General features: G+C 71.4%; 23 protein-coding genes. 7 read left to right on the top strand and 16 right to left on the bottom strand.

Annotation, left to right across the window (positions count from 1 at the left end):
* Window positions 1-2 precede the first annotated feature (2 nt).
* Complete coding sequence (locus J5Y09_RS02745; RefSeq protein ID WP_209350222.1) at window positions 3-1,139, bottom strand: aminotransferase class V-fold PLP-dependent enzyme; 1,137 nt, start codon at window positions 1,137-1,139, stop codon at window positions 3-5.
* A gap of 10 nt (window positions 1,140-1,149) precedes the next feature.
* Window positions 1,150-1,806, bottom strand: coding sequence for a DUF1028 domain-containing protein (locus tag J5Y09_RS02740; protein ID WP_209350221.1), 657 nt, complete (start codon window positions 1,804-1,806; stop codon window positions 1,150-1,152).
* Window positions 1,807-1,881: 75 nt separating this feature from the next.
* Between J5Y09_RS02740 and cnbZ the strand changes: the two genes are divergently transcribed.
* Window positions 1,882-2,634: a 2-amino-5-chloromuconate deaminase CnbZ gene (gene cnbZ, locus J5Y09_RS02735; protein ID WP_209350220.1), complete on the top strand. Its 753-nt coding sequence runs from the start codon at window positions 1,882-1,884 to the stop codon at window positions 2,632-2,634.
* Here the strand turns inward: cnbZ and J5Y09_RS02730 are convergent.
* From J5Y09_RS02730 to J5Y09_RS02700, 7 genes are read right to left on the bottom strand one after another with little or no spacing between them, the layout of a single operon-like run.
* Window positions 2,631-3,641: a dimethylarginine dimethylaminohydrolase family protein gene (locus J5Y09_RS02730; RefSeq protein WP_209350219.1), complete on the bottom strand. Its 1,011-nt coding sequence runs from the start codon at window positions 3,639-3,641 to the stop codon at window positions 2,631-2,633. The two genes, cnbZ and J5Y09_RS02730, sit on opposite strands and share 4 nt — an antisense overlap.
* Window positions 3,642-3,645: 4 nt before the next feature.
* Complete coding sequence (locus J5Y09_RS02725; protein ID WP_209350218.1) at window positions 3,646-4,437, bottom strand: ABC transporter permease; 792 nt, start codon at window positions 4,435-4,437, stop codon at window positions 3,646-3,648.
* A 4-nt stretch (window positions 4,438-4,441) separates the two neighbouring features.
* Window positions 4,442-5,287 carry an ABC transporter permease gene (locus tag J5Y09_RS02720; protein WP_209350217.1) on the bottom strand — a complete coding sequence of 282 codons (846 nt, stop codon included), beginning with the start codon at window positions 5,285-5,287 and terminating at the stop codon, window positions 4,442-4,444.
* The gene (locus tag J5Y09_RS02715) at window positions 5,284-6,387 is read right to left on the bottom strand and encodes an ABC transporter ATP-binding protein (protein ID WP_209350216.1); all 1,104 of its coding nucleotides are present in this window, start codon (window positions 6,385-6,387) and stop codon (window positions 5,284-5,286) included. The genes J5Y09_RS02720 and J5Y09_RS02715 overlap by 4 nt, the downstream gene beginning before the upstream one ends.
* Entirely contained in the window at window positions 6,384-7,154 is a 771-nt protein-coding gene (locus J5Y09_RS02710; RefSeq protein WP_209350215.1) for a class II aldolase/adducin family protein, read from the bottom strand. Before J5Y09_RS02710 ends, J5Y09_RS02715 begins: the two co-directional genes overlap by 4 nt.
* Entirely contained in the window at window positions 7,154-8,092 is a 939-nt protein-coding gene (locus J5Y09_RS02705) for a 2-hydroxyacid dehydrogenase (RefSeq protein WP_342451391.1), read from the bottom strand. Before J5Y09_RS02705 ends, J5Y09_RS02710 begins: the two co-directional genes overlap by 1 nt.
* A 9-nt stretch (window positions 8,093-8,101) precedes the next feature.
* Window positions 8,102-9,211 carry an ABC transporter substrate-binding protein gene (locus J5Y09_RS02700; protein ID WP_209350214.1) on the bottom strand — a complete coding sequence of 370 codons (1,110 nt, stop codon included), beginning with the start codon at window positions 9,209-9,211 and terminating at the stop codon, window positions 8,102-8,104.
* A 157-nt stretch (window positions 9,212-9,368) separates the two neighbouring features.
* Between J5Y09_RS02700 and J5Y09_RS02695 the strand changes: the two genes are divergently transcribed.
* The 3 genes from J5Y09_RS02695 (at window position 9,369) to J5Y09_RS02685 (ending at window position 12,865) form a co-directional block, all read left to right on the top strand.
* On the top strand, window positions 9,369-10,697 hold the full coding sequence (locus J5Y09_RS02695) for an NAD(P)/FAD-dependent oxidoreductase (RefSeq protein WP_209350213.1): 1,329 nt from the start codon (window positions 9,369-9,371) through the stop codon (window positions 10,695-10,697).
* A complete protein-coding gene (locus J5Y09_RS02690; protein ID WP_209350212.1) occupies window positions 10,694-12,313 on the top strand; it encodes an amidohydrolase in 1,620 nt (539 codons plus the stop codon). The genes J5Y09_RS02695 and J5Y09_RS02690 overlap by 4 nt, the downstream gene beginning before the upstream one ends.
* A 66-nt stretch (window positions 12,314-12,379) precedes the next feature.
* The gene (locus J5Y09_RS02685) at window positions 12,380-12,865 is read left to right on the top strand and encodes a GlcG/HbpS family heme-binding protein (RefSeq protein WP_209350211.1); all 486 of its coding nucleotides are present in this window, start codon (window positions 12,380-12,382) and stop codon (window positions 12,863-12,865) included.
* On the opposite strand, the gene J5Y09_RS02680 is transcribed toward J5Y09_RS02685, so the two are convergent.
* Window positions 12,862-14,214 carry an MmgE/PrpD family protein gene (locus J5Y09_RS02680; protein WP_209350210.1) on the bottom strand — a complete coding sequence of 451 codons (1,353 nt, stop codon included), beginning with the start codon at window positions 14,212-14,214 and terminating at the stop codon, window positions 12,862-12,864. The genes J5Y09_RS02685 and J5Y09_RS02680 overlap by 4 nt on opposite strands.
* A 120-nt stretch (window positions 14,215-14,334) precedes the next feature.
* Between J5Y09_RS02680 and J5Y09_RS02675 the strand changes: the two genes are divergently transcribed.
* Together J5Y09_RS02675 and J5Y09_RS02670 are read left to right on the top strand one after the other, a co-directional pair.
* Window positions 14,335-15,078, top strand: coding sequence for a cyclase family protein (locus J5Y09_RS02675; RefSeq protein WP_209350209.1), 744 nt, complete (start codon window positions 14,335-14,337; stop codon window positions 15,076-15,078).
* Window positions 15,079-15,083: 5 nt separating this feature from the next.
* A complete protein-coding gene (locus J5Y09_RS02670; protein WP_209350208.1) occupies window positions 15,084-16,130 on the top strand; it encodes an SDR family oxidoreductase in 1,047 nt (348 codons plus the stop codon).
* Here the strand turns inward: J5Y09_RS02670 and J5Y09_RS02665 are convergent.
* From J5Y09_RS02665 to J5Y09_RS02655, 3 genes are read right to left on the bottom strand one after another with little or no spacing between them, the layout of a single operon-like run.
* Window positions 16,127-16,540 carry an acyl-CoA thioesterase gene (locus J5Y09_RS02665; protein ID WP_342451390.1) on the bottom strand — a complete coding sequence of 138 codons (414 nt, stop codon included), beginning with the start codon at window positions 16,538-16,540 and terminating at the stop codon, window positions 16,127-16,129. The two genes, J5Y09_RS02670 and J5Y09_RS02665, sit on opposite strands and share 4 nt — an antisense overlap.
* Before the next feature lie 23 nt (window positions 16,541-16,563).
* On the bottom strand, window positions 16,564-17,271 hold the full coding sequence (locus J5Y09_RS02660; protein WP_209350206.1) for an RraA family protein: 708 nt from the start codon (window positions 17,269-17,271) through the stop codon (window positions 16,564-16,566).
* Between the two features lie 59 nt (window positions 17,272-17,330).
* Window positions 17,331-18,317: a Bug family tripartite tricarboxylate transporter substrate binding protein gene (locus J5Y09_RS02655; RefSeq protein ID WP_209350205.1), complete on the bottom strand. Its 987-nt coding sequence runs from the start codon at window positions 18,315-18,317 to the stop codon at window positions 17,331-17,333.
* Between the two features lie 101 nt (window positions 18,318-18,418).
* On the opposite strand from J5Y09_RS02655, the gene J5Y09_RS02650 reads away from it, so the two are divergent.
* Complete coding sequence (locus J5Y09_RS02650) at window positions 18,419-19,429, top strand: nitrile hydratase subunit alpha (protein WP_209350204.1); 1,011 nt, start codon at window positions 18,419-18,421, stop codon at window positions 19,427-19,429.
* Here the strand turns inward: J5Y09_RS02650 and J5Y09_RS02645 are convergent.
* The 3 genes from J5Y09_RS02645 to J5Y09_RS02635 all read right to left on the bottom strand — a co-directional run bounded on the left by J5Y09_RS02645 (window position 19,426) and on the right by J5Y09_RS02635 (window position 23,214).
* A complete protein-coding gene (locus J5Y09_RS02645; RefSeq protein WP_209350203.1) occupies window positions 19,426-20,196 on the bottom strand; it encodes a maleate cis-trans isomerase family protein in 771 nt (256 codons plus the stop codon). The genes J5Y09_RS02650 and J5Y09_RS02645 overlap by 4 nt on opposite strands.
* Before the next feature lie 44 nt (window positions 20,197-20,240).
* Window positions 20,241-22,544 carry a xanthine dehydrogenase family protein molybdopterin-binding subunit gene (locus J5Y09_RS02640; protein WP_209350202.1) on the bottom strand — a complete coding sequence of 768 codons (2,304 nt, stop codon included), beginning with the start codon at window positions 22,542-22,544 and terminating at the stop codon, window positions 20,241-20,243.
* A gap of 61 nt (window positions 22,545-22,605) precedes the next feature.
* A complete protein-coding gene (locus J5Y09_RS02635) occupies window positions 22,606-23,214 on the bottom strand; it encodes a cysteine hydrolase family protein (RefSeq protein ID WP_209350201.1) in 609 nt (202 codons plus the stop codon).
* Window position 23,215: the final 1 nt, after the last annotated feature.

Here is a 23,215-nt window from a genome sequence, read left to right as displayed (position 1 = left end):
GGTCAGGTGTCCTCCGTATGCGCGGCGCGCCATTCTGCGATCAGCGCGTCGCTGGCGCGGTTCATGTCCTCCGCACCGTTGTATCCGTGGAAGGAGACGCGGACGCGCCCCCGCCCGTTCCAGGCCAGCACGCCGCGCCGTTCCATCCCGGCGCAGATCGCGGCCGCCTGCGGGCTTGCGACGCAGACGCTCGCACCGTGGCGCGCGGGATCGGGCGGCGTGGTCGAGGCGATGCACGCCTCGGCCAGCCGGGCCAGCATGCCGGTGGTCAGCGCCTGCACATGCGCCTCGATCCGCGCGGCGCCGAAGCGCGCCAGGTAGTCGAGCGCGCCATCCAGCACATAGAGCCCGAGATGCGCCGGATTGCCGCGCGTGAAGACGCCGGCGTCGGGCAGCAGCGCGGGGCGCGCCGACCAGTCCGGCCGCGCCATCGAGGCGATCGAATGCCACCCCGCCGTGCTCGGCGCCCAGCCCGGCTGCCGCGCACGGTTCCAGTACCCGATGCCCACACCCGTGCAGCCGAGCACCCATTTGTAGCAGGCGGAAAAGGCGAAGTCGGCGACATCGGCGGCGATCGGCATCCATCCCGCCGCTTGCGTGAAATCGACCACCAGCAGGGCGCCGACGCGGTTCGCCGCGGCGCGCAGCGCGGCCAGGTCGTACCGCGCGGCGGTGAGGAAGGAGACCGCGCTGACCGCCACGATCCGCGTGCGCTCGTCAACCGCCGCGGCGACGGAAGCGGGATCGGCGATCCGCGCGAATTTCAGCGCGACCTCCGGATGGCGCTGCTGCGCGACGGGCGCGACGACCGAGGGATACTCGTCCGGGTCCACGACCACGTTGTCGCCGGGCCGCCAGTCGAGGCTCTCCACCACCATGGAGACGCCCTCGGCGACCGAGGAGACGAAGCCGATCGTCTCCGGCGCCACGCCGAACAGGGCGGCGGCGCGGCTGCGGGCCGATTCCATCGCCGCCTCCTGCCGCGCGCGCCCGGGCGAACCAGCCGACTTGTCCTCGGCATAGGCGGCGAAGGCGGCGTCGTGGCGCTTCAGGAAGGGCGTCTCGCCGGCCGCGCAGACATGCACGATGCCGGGCGGGATGCGGAAATCGGCGGGATCGAACAGCGGCGCGCGTGCCATGCGCCCGTCCTCAGATGATCGGCGCGTCGTCGGGGTCGACGGCGCGGCGCACGAAGCCGTCGGCAAGCGGGGCGTATTCCTCCCACAGCCGGCGCAGCGCCGGCAGCGGGCGCGGATCCTTGTCGATGCGGAGATCGACATAGGGGAAGCATTCGCGATGGACGACGAGCAGGCAGGCCGAGGTCACGTCGCCATGCTCTCCGCCCGCCTCCTCCCCCGCTTCCAGCGCGCGGAGCAGCCTTTCCGTCAGGGGTTGGTCGGGGGCAGCGAGGAAGGCGGCGGCCATCGCCTCCGGCACGCGCGGGCTCGAGAGGATGTTGCCGAGCGCGACCACGTCGGTGCCATGCGCGACGCCGCGTTCGGGCTTGACGTTCGCCCCGTCGAAATGCGCGGTGCGGCCCGCCGCGTCCATCACGGCCAATTGCCGCCAGCGATGATGCGGCGTGGAGGCGACGAGCGCCGCGATCGCTTCCTCGGCCGAACAGCCAGACCGCAGCAGGTCGAGCCCGCGCGGACCGAGGCGCGGATCCGTCCGGTGCTGCGTCAGCACGCCGCCGATGCCTGCCGCGAGGAAGGGCACGCGCGTGCCCACCGCGATGGAGGAAGTGGTGACGGCGGCGCCGAACTGGCCGGTGCGCGCGCAGCGGCCGAGAAGCGAAAAGGTCATGACCGCATTCAAGGCCGCCCGCGCCGCTTCGTCCAGGCGGCTTCCCTCCGGCCGCGCATCGGGCGAACATGGCGCATGGGCACGATCGACATCGCCGAGGCGGGCTACCGCTTCATCCCCGCCGTCATGCAGTATTCGGGCGGCGTCGCTGCACTGCCGGGCTTCCGGCTGGAACGCGCGCGCTTCGCGAACCCGGTTCCGCTCGCCGAAGGCTGGCGGCGGATCGCGGCGTTCCTCGACGGGATCGGCCGCCCCCGCACCGCCTTCGCCGCCTGCGAGTTGCGATCGCCCGCCCCCTTCACCGAGGCCGGCTTCGCAACCTTCAACGCGGCCTATGCCGGGGTGCTCGGCGAATGGGGCGTGATCCGGGAGGGGCGCAACCCCGTCGCGCGCAGCAATGTCTGCCCCCGCCTGTCTCCGCCCGGCGAGCCCTGCTTCCACGCCTTCGTCTACACCGTGCCCGAAGCCGGCGCGGCGCCGTCCTTCGCGGTCGCCGGCAGCGGGGAAGCGCCGGAGGGCAAGGGCAACTACCGCGACCACATCGTCGCGCTCGACGACACCTCGCCGGCGGGCATGCTGGCGAAGGGCCGCTGGGTGCTGGGGGAGATGGAATGCCGCATGGGCCTGCTCGGCTTCGGCTGGGCGGCGACGACCGGCGTGCAGGCCTACACCGTGCACCCGATGCCGCCGACGCTGACGGACGATCTGGTGGCGCGGGGCGCGGCACGCCATGGGCTGACCTGGCAGGATTGCCGCCCGCCGGTCGAGGGCCTCGACTACGAGATGGATTGCCGCGGCATCGCCTTCGAGCGCGTGCTGCCCGGCTAGATCGGGTCCCGCACCAGCGGCGCGGTGGAGCAATGGATGCCGCCGCCGCCGAGATAGACCTTGTCGTAGGCGACGAGGCGCACGGAAATGCCGGCCTTGTCCAGCGCGTGCTGCGTGCGCGGCCCCACCTGGTCGCTCATCAGCACGCGGCCGGGCGCGACGGCGAGGCAGTTGACCGCCCAGGACGGATCCTCGTGGTTCAGCGCGATCATGCGGATGCCGAGGCGCTTGAGTTCCTCCATGAAGACGAAGGGCAGGATCACGGGGTTCACCAGCGCGACATCGTGGTCAAGCATTACGAAGGCGCCGTCGATATGCAGCCGGAAGCCGGGGATCTGCACGCGGATCAGTCGCGTGCCCTGCAGCGCCAGCACTTCCTCCATCTGCCGCGCGCCTTCCTCGTTGACGCGGGAGGAGACGCCGATCACCGCGACATCCGGGCGGATGTAGGCGAAGGACCCGCCTTCCATCAGCCCGGTCCCTGCGATGGTGCGCAGGATCGGCATGCCGATGGCGGCAAGCGTTTCCGTCACGGGACGTTCCTCCCCGCGCCGGATGCGCGGGCCGAGGCGCGTCACCACGGCCCCGCCATCGAGGGCGACGCAGGAATCCCGCGTGTAGATGGATTTGTGCCGGCCGGGGGCGGCGCGGTTCAGCATCACCACCTCCACCCCTTCCTCCCGCAGGGCGGCGGCGAGCGCATCGTGCTGCGCCTGCTGTTCCGTCAGCGATGGGATGACTTCGCCGCGCCAATAGGCGCCGGTAGCGGGATCGCCATAGGCGCCGAGCTCGGGGATCAGCGGCAGGCCTTCGAGGACCTTCATCTCCTCCCCGGGCCGGTGCATCAGCACCGCGCGCAGGCGGCCGATGTCGGAATTGCAGCCCCAGCGGCGGCCCCAGCCGAATTCCTGCTCGGCGGCGCTGTTGAAGGCGGGCTCCGCTTCGGAATGGAAGCGCTCGATCAGCATGTTGTAGCGGTGGTCGAACTCGCTCATCGCCTGGGCCATGGCGTCAGCCTCCCTCGGTGCGCCGCCGGAGCGCCCGGTCGGCCAGCAGCAGCAACAGCGTGAACAGGATGAGCAGCACCGCGACCGCCGCCATGGCGGGGTCGAGATTCTCGTTGATGCCGTCCCAGATCCGGCGCGGCAGGGTGAAGACGTCGCGCGACGCGATGAACAGCACCATCACCAGCTCGTCCCAGGAATGGATGAAGGCGAAGATGGCGCCGGAGAAGATGCCCGGGGCGATGCGCGGCAGGATGACCCAGCGCAGCGTCTGCGACAGCGAAGCCCCCATCCCCCGCGCCGCCTGTTCGAGCCGCGGGTCGAAGGCGGCGAGCGCGGTCGAGACGGTGATGACCACATAGGGAATGCCCGTCACGCCATGCGCGATCACCACGCCGAGGAAGCGGTCGAGCAGACCGAGCGGCCCGAAATAGCGGTAGAGCCCGATGGCATAGACGATCGAGGGGATGATCAGCGGCAGCAGCATCAGCACGCGCACCAGGTCGGTCGCGCGGCGGGAGATGCGCCAGCAGCCGATGGCGCAGAGCGTGCCCGCCACAACCGACAGGGCCGTCGCGGCAAGGGCGATGGTGAAGGACTGCCAGATAGAACCGAGCCATTCCGAGGACCCGAGCACGGTCTGGAAGTGGCGGAAGGAGATGCCTTCCTGCGGCAGCGACAGGAAGCGCTGGTCCGTCAGCGCCACCGGCACCACGATCAGGATCGGCAGCACCAGGTAGAGCGCGGTGGCCCAGGCCAGGCCACGCCCGAAGGGTCCGGGGCGATAGGTGCCGTCCATCGCCCTAGGCTCCCGCCCCGAAGATGCGTCGCAGATCGACGATGCGGGAGAAGATCGCCAGCGTCACCAGGATCGCCACCACCAGCATGGTCGCCATCATGGTCCCCAGCCCCCAGCGGATCAGGTCCAGGATCTGCAGCCCGATCCATTCCGCGACCATCAGCGTCTTGCCCCCGCCGAGGATCGCCGGGGTGATGTAGAAGCCGAGCGAGAAGATGAAGACCAGCACGCCGGCCGCGATGACGCCCGGTAGCGACAGCGGCAGGAAGACGCGGCGGAACACCGCGCCGCGGGAGGCGCCCAGGCCGCGGGCGGCCGCCAGCAGCCGCGGGTCGATCTCCTTCATGCTGGCGAGCATCGGCAGCACCGCGAAGGGCACCATGTAGTGCACCATGCCGACGACGATGCCGAATTCGTTCCAGACCAGCGGCAGCGGCTCCGCGATCAGCCCGGCTTCCATCAGCGTGTTGTTCACCAGCCCCTGCCGGCGCAGCAGCGTCACCCAGGCGAAGGCGCGCACCAGCACCGAGATCCAGAGCGGCACGAGCACGGCGAGGATCCACCATCCCTGCGCCCGCGGCGTGGCGAGCGTGATGGCGTAGGCGATCGCGTAGCCGAGCAGCAGCGCCAGCGCCGTGGTGATGACGCAGATGCGCAGCGTGGTCAGGATGACGCGCTGCACGGCGCCCGAGGTGAACAGCCTTTCGTAGTTGCCGAGGCCTGGTTCGGGCTCCGTCACGCTGATCGCCAGCACCTGGACGATGGGCGCGATGTAGAAGACGACCAGCAGCAGGAAGGCGGGCAGGATCAGCCACCACCAGCCCGCGCTCGCGCGGCCGGCGGCGGTCACGCGGCGTCCTCCTCGACCGCCACCGCGGCTTCCGCTGCCCAGCCGAGGCGGATCGTCAGCCCTTCCGCCGGCGCGATCGGCGCCTTCCACGCCGGCAGCGTCGCGCGCAGTTCGCCCAGGCCCGGCACGTCGACGCGCAGGGCGAAGCCGGCACCGAGATAGGCGAAGCCGGCGATGCGCCCGATCACCGTGTTGTCGGCGGTCTCGCCATCGAGCAGCAGCGAAACCTTCTCTGGCCGCAGTGAGACGACGCAGCGCCCGCCGGCGCGCGGCGCGTCGATGCCCGGCGGCATGGCCACGACCACATGCGTTCCACCCGCCTCGAGCGCGAAGCCGCCCGGCACGACCGCGCGCACATCGCCCTCGAGAAAGTTCGACTTGCCGAGGAAATCCGCCACGAAGCGCGTGCGTGGCCGCTCGTAGAGGTCAGTCGGCGCGCCGGCCTGCACGAGCTTGCCGTGGTTGAGGATGGCGATGCGGTCGGACAGCGACAGCGCCTCCTCCTGGTCATGCGTCACGTTGATGAAGGTGCGCCCGACGCGGCGGTGCAGCGCCTTCAACTCCTCCTGCAGCTCGGCCCGCAGCTTCTTGTCCAGGGCGGAGAGCGGTTCGTCCAGCAGCAGCAGGTTGGGGTCGAAGACGAGCGCCCTGGCCAGGGCGACGCGCTGCTGCTGCCCGCCGGACAACTGCTTGGGCAGCCGGTCGGCGAAGTAGCCGAGTTGCACGAGGTCGAGCGCCGCGCGCACCTTCGCATCGCGGTCGGCGCGCGAAAGGCCGCGCACGCGTAAGGGGAAAGCGACGTTCTCGGCCACCGTCATGTGGGGAAACAGGGCGTAGCCCTGGAACACCATCCCGAAGTCGCGCCTTTCCGGCGGCAGGGGCGTGATGTCGCGCCCGTCGAGCAGGATCGCCCCCTCGCTGGGCGCGACGAAGCCGGCCACCGCCATCAGGATCGTCGTCTTGCCGGAGCCCGACGGGCCGAGCAGCGTCAGGAACTCCCCACTCGCGACATCGAGGCTGACCTTGTCCACCGCGGTGAAGTCGCCGTAGCGCTTGGTCAGGCCGCTGAGCGCGAGCGCATGGCCGCCGGGATCGCTCATGCCCGGTAGTCCGGCTGCTCGCGATCGAGCTTTCGCCGCAGCGCTTGCCAGGGCAGCCAACCCTTGGTCGGCCCCTCCCCGAACTGGTCGCGCGCGCGGCGAACGACGGGTGCGGGCGGCATCGACAAAGGCACGCCGGAAGACTGCGCCGCGAGTTGGATGCGGCAGGCCTGTTCCAGGTAGTACATCCAGTAGAAGGCCTCGGCGACCGTGCGGCCCACCGTGAGCGTCCCGTGATGGCGCAGGATCATGCAGGGCTTGTCGCCCAGGTCGCGCACGAGGCGCTCGCGCTCGGACAGGTTGTCGTCCGCCGCGATGCCCTCGTAGTCGTGGATCGCGACGCGGCCGTCGAACTCGATGCTCATCTGGTTCAGCGGCAGCAGCCCGCCAGTCTGCGCCGCCACCGCCATGCCGGCCAGCGTATGGGTGTGCATGACGCACATCGCGTCGTCGCGCCCGCGATGGACCGCGGAGTGGATGACGAAGCCGGCGGGGTTCACCGGCCAGGCCGTCTCCTGCATCGGCTCGCCATCGGCGTCGACGACCACAAGGCTGCTCGCCGTGATCTCCTCGAACAGCATGCCGTAGGGGTTCACAAGGAAACGGTGCCCTTCCCCCGGCAGGCGTGCCGAGAGATGGGTGAAGACCAGGTCGGTCATGCCGAACAGGGCAACCAGGCGATAGGCGGCGGCGAGGTCCTCCCGCACCTCCCGCTCGGTCGGAGTGCGGTCGGGGTCGGGGCGGATCGGCGGGGGCGGCAGGGGCATCAATAGCCTCGCGCTGGATCGTATAGGTTGGGCAGGGCCTCGCCGCGCGTCACGCGCGCGATGCAGTCGGCGACGTAGCGCGCCCTTTCCCGCCGGTTCGGCAGGCTGCCGACATGGGGCGTGACGATGATCCTGGGATGCGTCCAGGCGAGGCTTTCAGGCGGCAACGGCTCCGGCTCGAACACATCGATCACGGCGCCCGACAACTGCCCCTCGTCGAGCGCCGCGATGATGTCCGGCAGCACCTGCTGCGCGCCGCGCCCGACCTGCACCAGGCCCGCGCCGCGCGGCAGGCGCGCCAGCAGCGGCGCGGCGAGGATGCCCTGCGTCTCCGGCGTCGCCGGCAGCAGGCAGACCAGGACCTCGCTCCGCGCGAGGAAGGCGTCGCGCCCCGCGGCCCCGGCGAAGGTCTCGATGCCCGGCAATTCCTTGGGCGTGCGCGACCAGCCGATGACCGGCACCCCGAGGCCGCGCAGCATCTCCGCCGCACGCTGCCCCATGGCGCCGAGGCCCATGATGCCGACGGTCCGTTCGGCCGCGGCGAAGGGCGCCTCGAAGTAGTCCCAGGTCGCGCGTGCCTGCGCTATCGCCATGCGCCGAGCGTCGCGGCTCAGCGACAGCACCGCCCAGCAGACGAATTCGCCCATGCGCTGCGTCGCTTCCGGCGGCACGCAGCGCACCAGCGGCACGTGGCGCGGCAGGCCGGGATCGGCCGTGATGAGGTCCACCCCCGCGCCCGAGCCGAAGATCGCGCGCAGGCGTGGAAACCGCGCGAGCCGCCCGGGTTCCGGGTCCCACACCAGCGCGAAATCCACCGCTTCGGGGTCGAGCGCCGGGTCGTCCCACCAACGCAACTCGAGCCCGGGCGCGAATTCGGCGAAATGCGCCTTCCATTCGGGGAGGGCGCCCTCGCCCCCCGACTTCACCAGCAGGATCACGGGGACGGATCAGCCCGTGATGGTGTCGATGAAGTCCGCATTGGCCTGCTGGTAGTTCTGGCCCCACCAGTTGCCGTCCAGCACCACCTGCACCCGCGCATTCTCCGGATCGGTCGGGTTGTTCCGGCGAAGCTCCTGCGGGACCATCGCGGCCGCGCGCGGATTGGTTGGACCGTTGCCGAGCAGCGTCAGCAGCCCGACCTGCGGTTCCGGGTTCGCGAGCATGGAGGCGAGCAGGCGTTGCGCCAGTTCGCCACCCGGATTGCCGCGCGGCATGACGAAGATGCCTGCCTGCAGCAGGCCCTGCGGCCAGATGAACTTGATCCGGCCGTTCGATTCACGCTCCAGCACCGTCGCGCGCGTGTGCCAGATCTGGCCCATCACCGCCTCGCCGGTGCGGAGGAACTGCTCGCTCTCGCTGCCGCTGTTCCAGTAGACGGCGTTGCGACGCAGCTCGGCCACCTTGCGCAGGCAGGCGCGGATGTCGAGCGGGTAGAGGTTCGCCGGATCCTTGCCGAGCGCCATCTGCGCCGCGTCCAGCGTCGCGAGCGCGTCGCGCCGCATCAGCCGCGTACCGGGGAAGCGCCGCAGGTCCCAGAAATCCGCCCAGGAGGTCGGCCCGCCCTGCGGGAACTTCGAGCTGTCATAGGCGAGCACGCTGCTGAAGGAATAGGGCGCCGCGCCGTATTCCAGGGCGAAGCCCACCGGCAGCGTGTCCTCCCGCTTCACGATGGAATAGTCGACGCGCGTCAGCAGGTTCTGCCGCCCGAGCAGGTTAGAGGAGGACGCCGAGGAATCGCACAGGTCCCAGGTGACGCGACCGCTTTCCACCATCGATCGGATGCGGCCAGCCGAGGGGCCGGTGCTGTCCTGCACCACCGTCACGCCCTGGTTCGCGGCCATGAAGGGCTCGCCGTAGAAGCGGCCGAAGCCCTGGTTGGCGATGCCGCCCCAGTTCACCATCACGAGTTGCCGGGCCGCCTGCGCCGCCGCATCGCCCCCCAGCATGGGTACCGCGCCGAGCGCCGAGAGCGCCGCGAGCAGTCCGCGCCGCCCGATCTCCCCGCGCCGGTACTTCCGCACCGCGAGGTCCACGCAATCCTGCTGGAAGGTCTGCATCACCGTCTCTCCTCACCCTGCCCGGACGCCAGGGGGCGCCGGCCGATGCCTGACGGGCACGTCGCCATGCCCCGCCGTGGCATCCCCACTTGCGATGGCCGATGCGCCGGCGTGAACTCTCCCGGCGAAATCTGACCATGGGCAGGATGATCCGGCAATGACCCTCGCGACAGGGATATTCGCTTCCGGCTTCAAGACGGCGCCCTGGTGGTGGGATGCGGCGGAGCCGCCCCAGCGCGACAGCGCGCTGCCGGACCATGCCGGCGTCGCGATCGTGGGCGGCGGCTATGCAGGCCTGTCCGCCGCGCTGACGCTTCGCCGCCTGGGCCATGACGTCGCCGTGCTGGATGCCGAGCGGATCGGCTGGGGCGCCTCCTCCCGCAACGGAGGCATGGTCTCGGGCGGGCTGAAGGTCGCCTCAGGCGCGCTCGAGAAGGCGCATGGGGCCGACAAGGCCCGCGCCATCGCCGCCGCCGCCGCCGCATCCTTTCCGTTCATCGAGGAGACGATCGCGCGGGAGGCGATCGACTGCGACTATGTCCGCTGCGGCCGCTTCGTCCCGGCCTGGACGCGCAAGCACTACGACGCGCTGGCGGCGAAGGCCGACTTCATCGCGGAGGTCACCGGCCTGCCGACCCGCATGCTCCCGCGCGAGCGGCAGCGGGAGGCGCTGGGCAGCGACCACTACCACGGCGGCATGCTCGCCGACGCGTCGGGCAGCCTGCATCCCGGCAAGTATGCGCGCGGCCTCGCGGAGGCCGCCGAACGCGCAGGCGCCCGGCTGGTCGACGGCGTGCGCGTCGGCGGCATTAGGCATGATGGCGCGGGATTCCGCCTGACCACCGACCGCGGCCAGATGCGCGCGGATGCAGTGCTGGTCGCGACCAACGGCTATTCCCGCGACGCGCACGGCAATGCCGCCCTGCCCTGGCTCGCGCGCCGCATGATCCCGGTCGGCTCCTACATCATCGCGACCGAGGAACTGCCGGCCGAGACGATGGACCGGCTGTTCCCCGGCCGGCGCATGATCAGCGACACCAAGCGCGTGCTGAACTATTTCCGCCCATCCCCCTACGGCAACCGCGTGCTCTGGGGCGGGCGGGCGAGCTTCGGGCCCACCCCGCCCGAAACCGCCGCGCCCGTGCTGCACGGCTTCATGACGGCGGTGTTTCCCGAGTTGAAGGAGGCGCAGATCACCCACGCCTGGACCGGCAACGTCGCCTTCACCTTCGACTTCCTGCCGCATATCGGCGTGCAGGACGGCATCCACTACGCCGCGGGCTGCCAGGGATCGGGCGTGGCGATGGCGACCTGGCTCGGCCATCGCGCCGCGCTGAAGATCGCGGGCGCGGAGAACGAACCCTTCGCGCTGGACGGGCTGACCTTCCCCGCGCCGCCGCTCTACAACGGCAATCCGAACTGGTTCCTTCCCATCGTCGGCGGCTGGTACCGGCTGCGCGACCATATCGACCGGGTGGCCGCATGAACGCCGATTTCGTCCTGCTCAACGGCCGCGTCGCCACGATGGATACGACGGGGAGCGAGGCCGAGGCGCTCGCCGCCCATGGCGGGCGCATCGTCGCCATCGGCAGCAGCGCCGCCATGCGCGACCACGTCGGCCCCGGCACCACCGTGCTGGACGCCGAGGGCCACCGGGTCATCCCCGGCATCGTCGACAGCCACGCGCATCCGGACGCCTATGCGGTCCGGCTGCGCAGCTGGACGCTCGTCTCCCCCGACCGGGTGAGGACGCGCGAGGAGCTGCTCGGCACCATCCGCCGGGTGTGCGAGGCCCTGCCGCCCGGCCGCTGGGGCGCCTTCTACCGGCTGAACGAGCGCGCCTCCGGCGGCTATCCGACGCTGGACGACCTGGACGCGGCGAGCGCGGGGCATCCGGTCTTCATCCTGCGCACGGACGGGCATCTCGGCCTCGCCAACCGCGCCGCCTTCGCCGCCTGCGGCGTGCCCGCCGACGCCGCCGACCCGCCCTTCGGCGCCTTCGACCGCGACCCCGCGACCGGCGCCTTCACCGGCCTGGTGCGGGAGACCGCGGCGCATATCTTCCTCAATGCCGTCCACGGCGCCGACAGCGAGTCCGATATCGCCGAAGGCATGGAGCAGGTGCAGGACGAATGCCTGCGCTGGGGCATCACCTCGGTCGCCAATTCCCTCACGCCCTCCAAGGCCATCCGCGCCTACCAGGCGATGCGGCGCGACGGGCGCTGGCGGATGCGCATGGGCATCATCGCGAGCGGCCGTGACGAACCGCTGATCCCGCACCTGATCGGCGCGGGCATCCGCTCCGGCTTCGGCGACGAATGGCTCCGGCTGATCGGCGTGGAATGGTGCCCGGACTGCTCCACCTCCGGCCGCACCGCGGCCTACTGGGACCCCTACATCGGCACCCCGGTGCCCGGGGAACCCGTGCCGAACACGGGCATGCTGCTGTACGAGAAGGACGACCTGACGGCGCGCGCGACGGCGGCCCACAAGGCCGGCCTGCAGGTGATGATCGAAGGCGTGGGGGACCGCGGCATCGACTTCGCGCTGGACGTGATGGAAGCGGCGCTCGCCGCCCATCCCGTCTCGGACCACCGCATGCGGGTCGAGCATTGCTGCTACGTCACGCCGCCCATCCTCGCGCGGCTCAAGCGCGGCGGCTTCGTCGATTCCTCCGCCACCGGCTTCATGGACGAGCTCGGGGAAGCCTATGTCGCCAATCGCGGCCAGGCCGCCATGCGCCACATGTGGCCGCATCGCAGCCTGATCGATGCCGGCATCCCCGCGCCCGGCCATTCGGATTTCGCCGTCTGCCGGGTCAACCCCTTCACCGCGCTCGGCGCGATGGTGACGCGACGGACCGCCAGCGGCGCGGAGCTCGACGCGCATGAGGCGGTGACGCCGCGCGAGGCGCTGGCCGCCTACACAACCCTGGGTGCCTGGGCGCAGCGGGAGGAGCAGGAGAAAGGCAGCCTCGAGATCGGCAAGCTCGCTGACCTCGCGGTGCTGGACACGGACATCCTCGGCGGCGATCCGGCCGCGATCCGGCAGGCACAGGTGCGCGCGACCGTCGTCGGCGGCGTCATCCGCCATCGCGCCTGAGCCCCCTTCCCCGGCGGCCACGCGCCATGCGACACAGGCGGGCACGCTTTGCCGAAAGATCCCGCCATGCGCCGCCTTCTCCTGCTTGCCAGCCTTGCCCTCGCCGCGCCGCCTGCCCTGGCGCAGGGGCTGGTGACCGAACGCACGCTCAGCGCCGCGCTCGCGCATGAGGCCGTCGCCGCAGCGGTCGAGGCCTGCGCCGGGCGCGGCCATCGCGTCACCGCCGCCGTGGTCGACCGCTCCGGCATCCTGCGCGCCCTGCTGCGCGCCGATGGCGCCGGGCCGCACACCGTCGCCTCGGCACGCGCCAAGGCCTATACCTCGGCAAGCATGCGCGCCGGCACCAGCCAGATCCTGGAGACGGTGCGGACCAACCCCGGCGCGGCACGGCTGCCGGACATCGAGGGCTTCCTCGTCGTCGGCGGCGGCCTGCCGATCCGGGTGGGTGACGAGGTGGTCGGCGCGATCGGCGTCGGCGGCGCGCCGGGCGGCAACCTCGACGACCAATGCGCCGAGGCCGGCATCGCCCGCATCCGCGACCGGCTCGGCTAGACCAGCGCCGAGACGTCCGCGACCGTCCCGCCTTCCGCCAAGCGCAGGATCGCGTCGCGCAGGCGCGTCGCCCGCTCGGCGCCGACGACCGGTTCCACATTGCCGCGGAACTTGTCCTCCAGCTCCGCATCCGAGAGCGGCGCGCCGGGATCGCCCTTGGGCAGCATCACCGTCTCCTGGAAGGACTGCCCGTCCTCCATCGTGATGGTGACGCGTGCCGGGAAATTCGCGGGATAAAGGCGGTTCAGCTCCGGATCGGCGACCACCTCGGTGCGCTCCAGCACCCGACGCATCAGCGGGTCGGCGATGCGGGCCGGCGCGAACTGCGCCTGGGTCAGCCGCCCATCCACGGCGGCGGCGGCGATGCAGTAGGGCACCGAGACGCGCGCCGCCATGACCGAGGCGACCTCCTTGTTCGAGAAATGCGTGCGCACCGTCTCGTAGGTCTCGTTCACGATGCGCGCGATGCGCGCCGGGTCCGGACGGTGCTTCGCGACGATCGCGAGCGTCGCCTGGATGGGCGAATGGCTCGCGAGGATCGAGGGGAAGAACTTGAAGCCGTTCTGCAGGATCTCCCACGTCGTGCCGAGCCCGTCGGTCAGCGCCGCCTCCTTTGGGTCGAGCGAGAAGGCCGCGAGATAGCCCTTGGGGTGTTCGAGGATGCCGGGCGGCGAGGTCATGCCCAGCGCTGCGAGCTGCGCCGAGAGCACGCCGTTCAGCGCCGCTTTGCCGGGATGCAGGCTCTTGGTCATGTCGCCGGATTCGAAGAAGGTGTTGAGCCCGGCCGCCTGCGTCCCGGCCAGGCCCAGCGCGCGCTGCACGCCATCGGCATCGAGGCCCATCGCATGCGCCGCCGTCGCCGCGCCGCCGAAGGTGCCGTTCGTCGCGGTGGAATGCCAGAAGCGGTAATGCGTCGGCATCACCGCCATGCCGACGCGCACCGCGACCTCATAGCCCGCGACGAGCGCGGCGAGCATGGCGCGGCCCGTCAGGCCACGCGTCTGCGCCAGCGCCAAGGCGGCGGGCACCACGACCGATCCCACATGCAGCAGCGCGCGCTTGTGCGTGTCGTCATTGTCCGCCGCATTCACGAGGATGCCGTTGGCGAGCGCCGCGAAGGCCGGCTGCGCGGACACGCCCGGCGCGCCGATCACGCACGCGCCGGGGCTCGCCGGATAGAGCGCGGCGATCTCCCGCGCCACACGCGACTTTTCCGCATCCTCCGTCCAGGCCGCGACGGCGCAGCCCACCGCGTCGAGCACGACGCGCGCCGCCTGCGCCATCACCACGGGTGGCAGCGTCTCCGGTTTCAGCGCGGCGACGAACTCCGCAAGCGCGCGGGTGGTCATGGCGTTCCTCCATTCCTTGCTTGCCGGGCAGCGTGGCCGCGCCGACCGCATGGCGCAAGGCGCCCCGGTTGACGGCGCGACCGCCACGCTGCGAGCATCCTCGCAACGGAGGAACGCCCCATGTGCGACACGGCACCGCCGCGCGGAACGGGATGGCGCGGCTGGATCGACCTGCCGCCGCCATCGCCGGTCGTCCCCGCGGGTCCCTGGATCGACCTTTCGCACCCGGTTTCCGCGGCCATGCCGCGCGTGCCGATGTTCCCGCCGCCGACGATCCGTCGGCTGATGTGCCTGCCTGCGGACCCGCTCAACGTGACCGAGTTCGGCATGGTGGTGCACACCGGCACGCATCTCGACGCGCCCTTCCATTTCTTCAACGACGGCCCGACCTTCGAGGCGATCCCGCCTGAACGCCTCAGCGGCACGGGCGTCGTCTGGCGCCTGGACCTGCCGCCCGATTCCCTGATCGAGCCGCACCACCTGGAAGCCGCGCGCCCAAGGCTGCGGCCGGGCGACATCCTCGCCTTCGACACCGGCTGGTCGGATGTCGCGGGCACCGATGCCTACGACCATCACCCCTGCCTCAGCATCGAGGCCGCCGCCTGGATCGTCGCGCAGCGGGTGAAGCTCGTCGCCTTCGACTTCGCGACGCCCGACCTTCCCGTGCATCGCCGCCCGCTCCAGGGCTTCGACTGGCCCGTGCACCAGGTGCTGCTGCGGGACGGCGTGCTGATCTGCGAGCATCTGCGCGGACCGCGCCCGCTCGCGGGCCAGCGGGCGGAATTCGTGTTCGGCGCCCTGTCGCTGGCTGGGGCGGACGGCGCGCCGGCGCGCATCTTCGCGCGCGTGGCCAGGGAGGGCTGAAGGCCATGGAAACGCTTCTCGTCGTCGGCGCCAGCGGCGCGGCCGCGACGCGCGTGATGGAACGCGCGCGGGCCATGCCCGACCTCGCGGTGATCGGCCTCTCACGCCACCGCCCCCCAGGCGCCGGCGCCTGGATCGAAGCCGACCTGTTCGATGCGGATGACTTGCAGCGCGCACTCGCGGCGCATCCGGAGATCACGCGCATCGTCTACGCATCCCGCGCGCCGCATGGCGAAAGCGGCGTCGAGGACGTGCCCGCCAACACCCGCATGCTGCGCAACCTGCTCGATGCCGCCGAGGCATCGCTGCCGCGCTTCGCGCATATCCACCTGATCCATGGCGGCAAGTGGTACGGGCTGCATATCGGGCCCTTCCGCACACCGGCGCGGGAGGACGATCCGCGCCACATGCCGCCCAATTTCTACTACGACCAGCAGGACCTGGTGGTCGCGCGCCAGGCGGGGCGCGCCTGGTCCTGGAGCGCGAGCCGGCCGAACTTCGTGCTCGATGTCGCGCCGGGGCGGGCGCGGAACATGGTCTCGACGCTCGGCGCCTATGCGGCGATCTGCCGGGAACTCGGCGTGCCCTTCGACTTCCCGGGCCGCCCCGGCGCCTGGACGGCGCTGCACGAGGTGACGGAGGCGACGCTGCTCGCGGACGGCGTGCTGTGGATGGTGCGGGACCCGCGCGCGGCGAACCGCGCCTTCAACATCACCAATGGCGATGCCTTCCGCTGGTGCGACCTGTGGCCCTTCCTGGCCGACCGCTTCGGCCTGCCCTGCGGCCGGCCGCGCCCAATGTCCATGCCCCATTGGATGGCGGACAAGGAGCCGGTGTGGGAGGCGATCCGCGCACGCCACGGGCTGCGGCTGCCGCTGGCCGAGGTGGCGAACTGGCCCTTCGCCGACTTCTTCCTGGGCATGGACTACGACGTGCTGTCGTCGATGACGGCAGCGCGCGCCACGGGCTTCACGGGCTTCGTCGACAGCTGGGCGATGTTCGCGCGCCAGGTCGAGGGCTACCGCGCGGCGGGCGTGCTGCCGCCTGCCTAGCGCCTGAGCGCGAGCCGCTTCGCCGCGGCCCCGGTGGCGCGTTCGGCGAAACGCGCCAGCACGTCATCGGGCCAGGCGCCGACGCGCCGCGCGGTGAGGTCGACGCAGAGGTAGAGAACCTCGTTCTCCGCCGCCTGCCAGCCTTCCGTTGCATGGAACATGGTGTGGCGGCAGAGCAGCCGCTTGGCATCGAAGGCGAGCACCTCGCTCTCGAAGGCCAGCGGCGCGCCCTGCGTCACCTCCCGCGTGTAGGCCTGCCAGGACTCGGCCGCGAAGGTGCCGAGGCCCCTGTCCTGGAAGCCCTTGCCGAGCCCGAGCGACGGCCACAACGCGTCCGTCGCAAGGTCGAAGGCCACCAGGTAGTAGGCGAGGTTCATGTGCCCGTAATGGTCGACCCATCCGGGCAGCACGTGGCAGAGCGGCGCGCGCGCGGTCAGTGGATATCCTCGGACTGCGAGAGGGCTTCCTTCAGGCGCTCGATGTTGAAGCCGGGCGCGCGCGCCATGTCGAGGATGACCTTCTCCTTGCGCGTGAGCAGGTCGATCGCCGCGGGGATCTTGGTCACCACGTCATGCGGAATCACGACCGCGCCGTGCAGGTCGGCATGCACGACATCGTCGTGCTTTACCTGCATGCCGTGAATGGTGACCTCCACGTTCACCGCGACGATATGAACATGCGCGTGAGAGGGGTTCACCACGCCGGCGATGCCCTGGAAGCCCGGTGCGAACATGTCGAGGTCGCGCACCGAGCCGTTGGTGACCACGCCCTGCGCGCCGAGGCCCTTGTGGACGGCGGAATTCACCTCGCCCCAGAAGGCGCCGACACCGGGCGTGTCGTCGAGGTCCTGCAGGCACACGATGGTCGGCAGCGCGGCATCGGCCACGTAGGAATACCAGGCGATGCGCATCTCCTTGTCGGCCTGCTTGCTGCGGCCCGAGGGGAAGGCGGCACGCTGCGTGCCGGTGCGCGCGAGGCCGCAGATCGGCGGCAGCTTCGGGAACACCGCGGTCATCGGGCGTACGGTGAAGCCGTAGCCGCGGCGATGCGGGGCGACAACCTCGAGCGCGTTGCAGATGGTGGGCGTGTCCCACTGGCGCAGCGCCTCGAGATCCGCGGCGGTGAAGGGGTAGCTTGTCATGTCGGTGTCTCCTCCGGGCCGCCAGCATCGGGCGGCGGCCCGCCGTGGTCAAACCCGGCTCAGTCGGCCTGCACGTTGCCGTCGCGGACCACGCGCAGCCAGCGCGCGCGCTCGGAAGCGACCAGCCGCGCATAGTCCGCGGGCGGCCCGCCGCGCGGCGTCGTCCCCCGGCTTGCCAACTGCTGGCGCACGCCGGCATCGGCGAGCGCAGCGAGCACGGCGGCGGACATCCGCTCGACGACCGCGTCCGACGCGCTGCGATGCGCGTGCAGCCCGAACCAGGCCTCGGCCTCGAAGCCCTCGAGCCCGAATTCGGCGCCGAGTTCCGACAGCGCCGGCACGTCGGGCAGGTCCGGCACGCGCGTGCGGGCGGTGACGGCCAGCGCGCGCACTGTCCCGGCGCGGATCTGCGGCAGGGCCGTGGGCAGGTTGTCGATGAGCGTGTCGACCTCCCCGCCCACCACCGCCGTCATGGCCGGGCCCGCGCCGCGATAGGGAACATGCGTCAGCCGTGCACCAGCGAGCTGGCCGATCAGCTCGCCCGTCAGGTGGGTTGATGTCCCGTTGCCGGCCGAGGCGAAGTTGCGCTCTCCGGGCTGGCGCCGCGCCGCCCGCAGGAAGTCGCGGATGTCGCCGGAAGGCACCTTGCGCGGATTGGCCACCAGCACGTTCGGCACGGTGACGAGCAGCGTCACGGCGCGGAAATCGGTCTCCGGATCGTAGGGCAGGTTGCGATAGAGCGCGGGGCCGATGGCGTGCGAGGCGATCTGGCTGAGGAACAATGCATGGTCATCCGCTTCCCTGGCGAAACGGCCGGCGGCGAGGGTGCTGCCCGCGCCCGGCTGGTTCTCGACCACGACGGCGCGGCCGAGCGGTTCGCGCATCGCGGTGGCGACCAGCCGCGCCACGACGTCCGTCGTCCCGCCCGGCGGAAAGGGGCAGATCAGGCGAAGGTCGCGCTGCGGCCAGGCGCCCTGCCCGAACGCCGGCGCAGCCAGCGGCGCGGCGGAGAGGGCGAGCACGGAACGGCGGGCAATGGCTGGCATGATGTGGCGTCTCCCGGTGACGGCGCGCCAGGATGCGGGCGCCCGAACGGGCTGTCGAGATGCCGCTTGCCGTCCGCGACGCCCCTGGCAGGATGCGCCGCATGACCGAGATCGCCCCGCCCGACCATCCGCCGCATGACGCCGGCGGCCGCTTCTCCGGCCCCATCGCGCGGGAGGAGCACGAGCCCGCGCATTGGGAGAAGGAGGCCGACGCGATCCGCATGCTGCTGGCCGACCGGAAGCGCCACTTCTTCACGACGGACGAGAGCCGGCGCGTGCAGGAAGGGCTCGACGCGCCGCAGTACTGGTCCATGCCCTACTACCAGCGCTGGATCCTCGCCTTCTCCTCCCTGCTCGACGCCAAGGGCGTGATCCCGCTGGCGGAGATGGAGGCGGAGGAGGCGCGCCTGCGCGCGGCCGGCCTGCACCGGGTGGAAGGGGCGCCCGCGGGGCAGCATCACCATGATCACGACCACGATCATGACCATGACCACGATCATGACGATCATCCCTACCAGGAGGATGACGACGCGGCGCTGGAGGAACTTCCGCCGCTCCGCCTGCGCGGGCTCGCCGTGCGCAACCTTCTGCTCGCCAAGGGCATCGTGACGGCCGAGGAGATCCGCGCCGAGATCGAGCGCATGGACAGCCGCGGCCCGCACAACGGCGCGCGTGTCGTCGCCCGCGCCTGGGCGGACCCGGGCTTCGCCGCGCGGCTCGCGACCGATGCCGGGAAGGCCGTCGGCGAACTCGGCTTGTCGGGCGGGGAGACGGTGCTGACCGCGCTGTTCAACACCGACCGGCTGCACAACCTCGTCGTCTGCACGCTCTGTTCCTGCTATCCGCGCAGCGTGCTCGGCCGGCCGCCGGCCTGGTACAAGTCGCGAGCCTATCGCGCCCGTGCGGTGCGCGACCCGCGCGGCATCCTCGCCGAATTCGGCACGCATCTGCCCGAGGATGTCGAGCTGCGCGTCCACGACAGCAATGCCGAGCTTCGCTACATGGTCATCCCGGCCCGGCCCGCCGGGACCGAGGGCTGGAGCGAGGACCGGCTCGCCGCCCTCGTCACGCGCGATTCCATGATCGGCGTGACGCCGGCGAGGTCGCCCTAGCCGCCCATGCGTTGCGCGTAGCGCGCGCGCCAGCCCTCGCCGGCGATCCAGCGGCGTAGGCCCGCGCCATCCGGAGCCGTGCCGCGCAGCGCGACCAGGCTGCGCCACGCCAGCGCCGTCATGCAGGAGATGACCGGCGCGCCATCGACCGCCGGGCAGTCGAGGATCGGCTTCAGCGTCGGCATGCCGGTGCCGAGCATGACGACGGCATCCACCCCCGCGCCGCGCATCCCGGCCAGCGCCTCCGCCGCGCTGCCGGCGGACATGGCGTAGATCGGGTGGAAGGAATCGCCGGGCGGCGCCGCCGCGACGACGCGCCCGACCGTGAGGCCTCGCGAGGACCAGTAGGCCACGGAGGCCTCGGTGAGATCCGCCGGGTATGGCGAAACGAGCCCGATCCGAGACGCGCCGAGCGCGGTGAAGGCGTCGCACACGGCCCGCGCCGCGGTCACGAAGGGAATGCCGCTCCGCGCTTCCAGCCGCGCCACCGCCGCATCCTCCGCATCCCGCCCCACCAGGTAGGAGGCGCCGGTGCAGGCGAAGGCGATGGCGCCGAGCGGCGCATTGGCGAATTGCGCGACGGCGGCGTCCAGCCCTTCCACATAATCCACGAGACGCGCGGCGATGGTCGGCTTGGGGCTCGTCAGCCGTGCGGCCAACATCGTCACGCGCGGCGGCAGCAGGATGGCGAATTCAGGCTCGACGGTGGTGTTCGCCTGCGGCGTCAGGACGCCGAGCAGGCCGTCAGGCGCGTATTCGACCGACATTCTGGCCCCCTTCGAACACGCTCCGTCCAACCCATGCGACCGGGTCAGCCCGCCAGCGCGCGCCAGACACTTTCGGGCGTCAGCGGCATGTCGACATGCGCGACGCCCAGGGCGTCGCACACAGCCGAGACGATCGCCGGCGGCGCGCCGCAGGCCCCGCCCTCCCCCGCGCCCTTCACGCCGAGGTCGTTCGACGGGCAGGGCACGATGTTGAGGCCGAGCCGGAAGGACGGCGCATCGCCCGCGCGCGGCATGCAGTAGTCCTGGAAGGTGGCGGTCAGGAACTGGCCGCTCTCCGCATCGTAGCGCGCATGTTCCAGCATGGCCTGGCCGATGCCGGACATTATGCCGCCATGGCACTGGCCGTGGACGAGCATCGGGTTGATCACCACGCCCACATCGTCGACCGCAGCGTAGTTGACGAGCGCGACCTCCCCCGTGTCGGGGTCGACCTCCACCTCCGCCACATGGCAGCCATTGGGGAAGTTGCATTCCGTGTCGCGGGTATAGGTCAGGTTCTCGTCGAGGCCCGGCGCCTCCCCGGGTGGCAGGCGCGCGGGATCATGCGCCGCGGCGATCACGGCGGGCCATCCGACCGCAAGGTCGGTCCCCGCGACGCTGAAGCGCCCGTCCGCGAACTCGATGTCCGCCACGCCGGCTTCGAGAAGATGCGCGGCGATGCGCTTCGCCTTGGCGAGCACCAGCGCCGCGGTCCGGGTGATGGCGACGCCGCCCATCTGCGACGACCGCGACCCCCCCGTGCCCGCGCCCTTCTGCACCACGTCGCTGTCGCCCTGCACCAGGTCGATACTGTCGTAGGGGATGCCGAGCTTCTCGCTCAGCACCTGGGCATAGGCGGTCTCGTGGCCCTGGCCGTGGCTGAAAGTGCCGACGGTCAGCTTCGCGCGGCCTTCGGGCGTGAGCGCGACGCGCGCCCATTCGAAGGGCTGGCCGCCGGAGGCCTCGATGAAGTAGCCGAGGCCGATGCCACGCTTCCTGCCGCGCTTCGCCGCTTCCGCCCGCCGCGCCTCGAAACCCGCCCAGTCGGCGAGTTGCAGCGCCATCTCCTGCGTCTCCTCGAAGCGGCCGGAATCGATGACGTTGCCGGCGGCGTTCGCGTAGGGGATCTGGTCGGGGCGGACATAGTTGCGCCGCCGGATCTCGTCGCGCCCGATGCCGAAGGCGGCCGCGCCCTGGTCGAGCAGGCGTTCCAGCACATAGGCCGTCTCCGGCCGCCCGGCGCCGCGATAGGCGTCGGTGGAGACGGTGTTGGTGAAGACGCACTTCACCTGCACGTTCAGCGCCTGGATGTCATAGACGGTGCCGTTGATGCGCCCGCCGGCGAGCGTCGGGATGCGCGGCCCGAAATCGAGCAGATAGGCCCCCATCGCCGCCGTCGTGCGGATGCGCACGCCGAGCGCCTTGGCCTTCGCGTCGAAGGCCATCTCGGCATGCGTCACATGGTCGCGGCCATGGGGGTCGGACAGGAAGGTCTCGGTCCGCCCGGCGCGCCACTTCACGGGGCGCCCCAGCCGCTTCGCCGCCCAGAGCACCATCGCCGTTTCCGGGAAGAGCTTGCCGCGCAGGCCGAAGCCGCCGCCGACATCGGGCGAGACGACGCGCACCTTCTCGAGCGGCACCTTGAAGACGATCTTGGCCAGGCCTTCCCGCACCCGGATCACGCCCTGGGTCGGGGAGGTCAGCGTCCAGCGTTCGCCATCCCATTCGCCGAGCGCGACGCGCGGTTCCATCGGATTACCGACGAGCCGGTTCTGCACCAGGTCGACCGCGACGACGCGATGCGCGCCGGCGAAGGCGGCATCGGCCATCTCCGCCCGCCCGCTGTCCCAATGGACGCAGAGGTTGCTGCCGTTCTGCTCCCAGATCACGGGCGCGTCGGGGTCGAGCGCCTTCGCCGTTTCCGTGACGCTCGGCAGGATGTCGTAGTCGATGGCGATCAACTCGCAGGCATCCATCGCCTGCTCCCGCGTCTCGGCGACGACGAGCGCGACGGGGTCGCCGACGAAGCGCACGCAGTCGGTCTGCAGGATGCGCCGCGGCGGGCAGAAGAGCGGCTTCTCCTTGCCCGGCACATCGACCTGCACGGGCAGCAGGCCGAGCCCGTCGGCATCCGCATCGGCGCCGGTCAGCACAGCGAGCACGCCGGGCGCGGCCATCGCTTCCCGCACATCGATCGAGACGATGCGGGCATGCGCGTGCGGAGACCGCAGGATCGCCGCATGGGCCTGGCCGGCACGGTCGATGTCGTCCGTATAGGTGCCGCGGCCGGTGAGGAGGCGCACATCCTCCTTCCGTCGCACGGGCTGGCCGATGCCGAACTTGTCCATGTCCTGAACCCCCGGAGAGTCGCGCCGGATAGATGCCGAGCGCGCGCGGCTTGTCCAGGGGTCAGCCGAGCGCGGCGAGCGCTTCCGCGACGGTCGTGACCTCCGCGACCGGGCGCAGGCCCTCGACGGCGGCGTGGTGGATTTCCTCCGAGAAGGCGGCGCAGCCATCCTCGAGCAGCGTCACCTCGAATTCCCGCACATGCGCGCCGCGCACGGTCGACGCCACGCCGCCATTCGTCACGATGCCGGCGACAAGCAACTTCCGCACGCCCGCCCGGCGCAGCACCCATTCGAGCCTGCTGTTCCAGAAGGCATCGTAGCCGAGCTTCTCGACCGGCAGGTCCGACGGCGCGAGTTCGTCCACCAGCGCCTGGCCCCAGGAGCCCGGCGCGAAGTCACCCTTGCCGAGGAAAGGGCGCATCCGCCGCAGATGCTCGGAGATGAAGGGCTCCCCGCCGCGGCCGGGCACCAGCGTGAAATGCGTCGAGGCGATCCAGCCGCCCCTGGCGCGCAGCGCGGCGACCAGCGGCGCAAGCCGCGCAGGCAGCGCGGCGATGGCCGGCGCGGACTGCCCGGCGCGCCCATAGGCGCCGCGCGGATGGATGAAGTCGTTCTGCAGGTCGCAGAGCAGCAGCGCCGTCTCGGCGATGGGAATGGGCACGCCCGCCATG

The sequence above is a fragment of the Roseomonas nitratireducens genome (assembly GCF_017813355.1).
Classification (GTDB): Bacteria; Pseudomonadota; Alphaproteobacteria; order Acetobacterales; family Acetobacteraceae; genus Neoroseomonas; species Neoroseomonas nitratireducens.
This window is presented reverse-complemented; position numbering and strand designations above follow the sequence as displayed.

Excerpts from the sequence above, each read along its gene's own strand:
- J5Y09_RS02635 (WP_209350201.1), bottom strand. The coding sequence starts at position 23,214 with ATGGCGGGCGTGCCCATTCCCATCGCCGAGACGGCGCTGCTGCTCTGC.
- cnbZ (WP_209350220.1), top strand. The coding sequence starts at position 1,882 with ATGGGCACGATCGACATCGCCGAGGCGGGCTACCGCTTCATCCCCGCC.
- J5Y09_RS02745 (WP_209350222.1), bottom strand. The coding sequence starts at position 1,139 with ATGGCACGCGCGCCGCTGTTCGATCCCGCCGATTTCCGCATCCCGCCC.
- J5Y09_RS02690 (WP_209350212.1), top strand. The coding sequence starts at position 10,694 with ATGAACGCCGATTTCGTCCTGCTCAACGGCCGCGTCGCCACGATGGAT.
- J5Y09_RS02700 (WP_209350214.1), bottom strand. The coding sequence starts at position 9,211 with ATGCAGACCTTCCAGCAGGATTGCGTGGACCTCGCGGTGCGGAAGTAC.
- J5Y09_RS02725 (WP_209350218.1), bottom strand. The coding sequence starts at position 4,437 with ATGGACGGCACCTATCGCCCCGGACCCTTCGGGCGTGGCCTGGCCTGG.
- J5Y09_RS02670 (WP_209350208.1), top strand. The coding sequence starts at position 15,084 with ATGGAAACGCTTCTCGTCGTCGGCGCCAGCGGCGCGGCCGCGACGCGC.
- J5Y09_RS02695 (WP_209350213.1), top strand. The coding sequence starts at position 9,369 with ATGACCCTCGCGACAGGGATATTCGCTTCCGGCTTCAAGACGGCGCCC.
- J5Y09_RS02650 (WP_209350204.1), top strand. The coding sequence starts at position 18,419 with ATGACCGAGATCGCCCCGCCCGACCATCCGCCGCATGACGCCGGCGGC.
- J5Y09_RS02740 (WP_209350221.1), bottom strand. The coding sequence starts at position 1,806 with ATGACCTTTTCGCTTCTCGGCCGCTGCGCGCGCACCGGCCAGTTCGGC.
- J5Y09_RS02730 (WP_209350219.1), bottom strand. The coding sequence starts at position 3,641 with ATGGCCCAGGCGATGAGCGAGTTCGACCACCGCTACAACATGCTGATC.
- J5Y09_RS02645 (WP_209350203.1), bottom strand. The coding sequence starts at position 20,196 with ATGTCGGTCGAATACGCGCCTGACGGCCTGCTCGGCGTCCTGACGCCG.
- J5Y09_RS02660 (WP_209350206.1), bottom strand. The coding sequence starts at position 17,271 with ATGACAAGCTACCCCTTCACCGCCGCGGATCTCGAGGCGCTGCGCCAG.
- J5Y09_RS02680 (WP_209350210.1), bottom strand. The coding sequence starts at position 14,214 with ATGACCACCCGCGCGCTTGCGGAGTTCGTCGCCGCGCTGAAACCGGAG.
- J5Y09_RS02675 (WP_209350209.1), top strand. The coding sequence starts at position 14,335 with ATGTGCGACACGGCACCGCCGCGCGGAACGGGATGGCGCGGCTGGATC.
- J5Y09_RS02685 (WP_209350211.1), top strand. The coding sequence starts at position 12,380 with ATGCGCCGCCTTCTCCTGCTTGCCAGCCTTGCCCTCGCCGCGCCGCCT.
- J5Y09_RS02710 (WP_209350215.1), bottom strand. The coding sequence starts at position 7,154 with ATGCCCCTGCCGCCCCCGCCGATCCGCCCCGACCCCGACCGCACTCCG.
- J5Y09_RS02640 (WP_209350202.1), bottom strand. The coding sequence starts at position 22,544 with ATGGACAAGTTCGGCATCGGCCAGCCCGTGCGACGGAAGGAGGATGTG.
- J5Y09_RS02715 (WP_209350216.1), bottom strand. The coding sequence starts at position 6,387 with ATGAGCGATCCCGGCGGCCATGCGCTCGCGCTCAGCGGCCTGACCAAG.
- J5Y09_RS02655 (WP_209350205.1), bottom strand. The coding sequence starts at position 18,317 with ATGCCAGCCATTGCCCGCCGTTCCGTGCTCGCCCTCTCCGCCGCGCCG.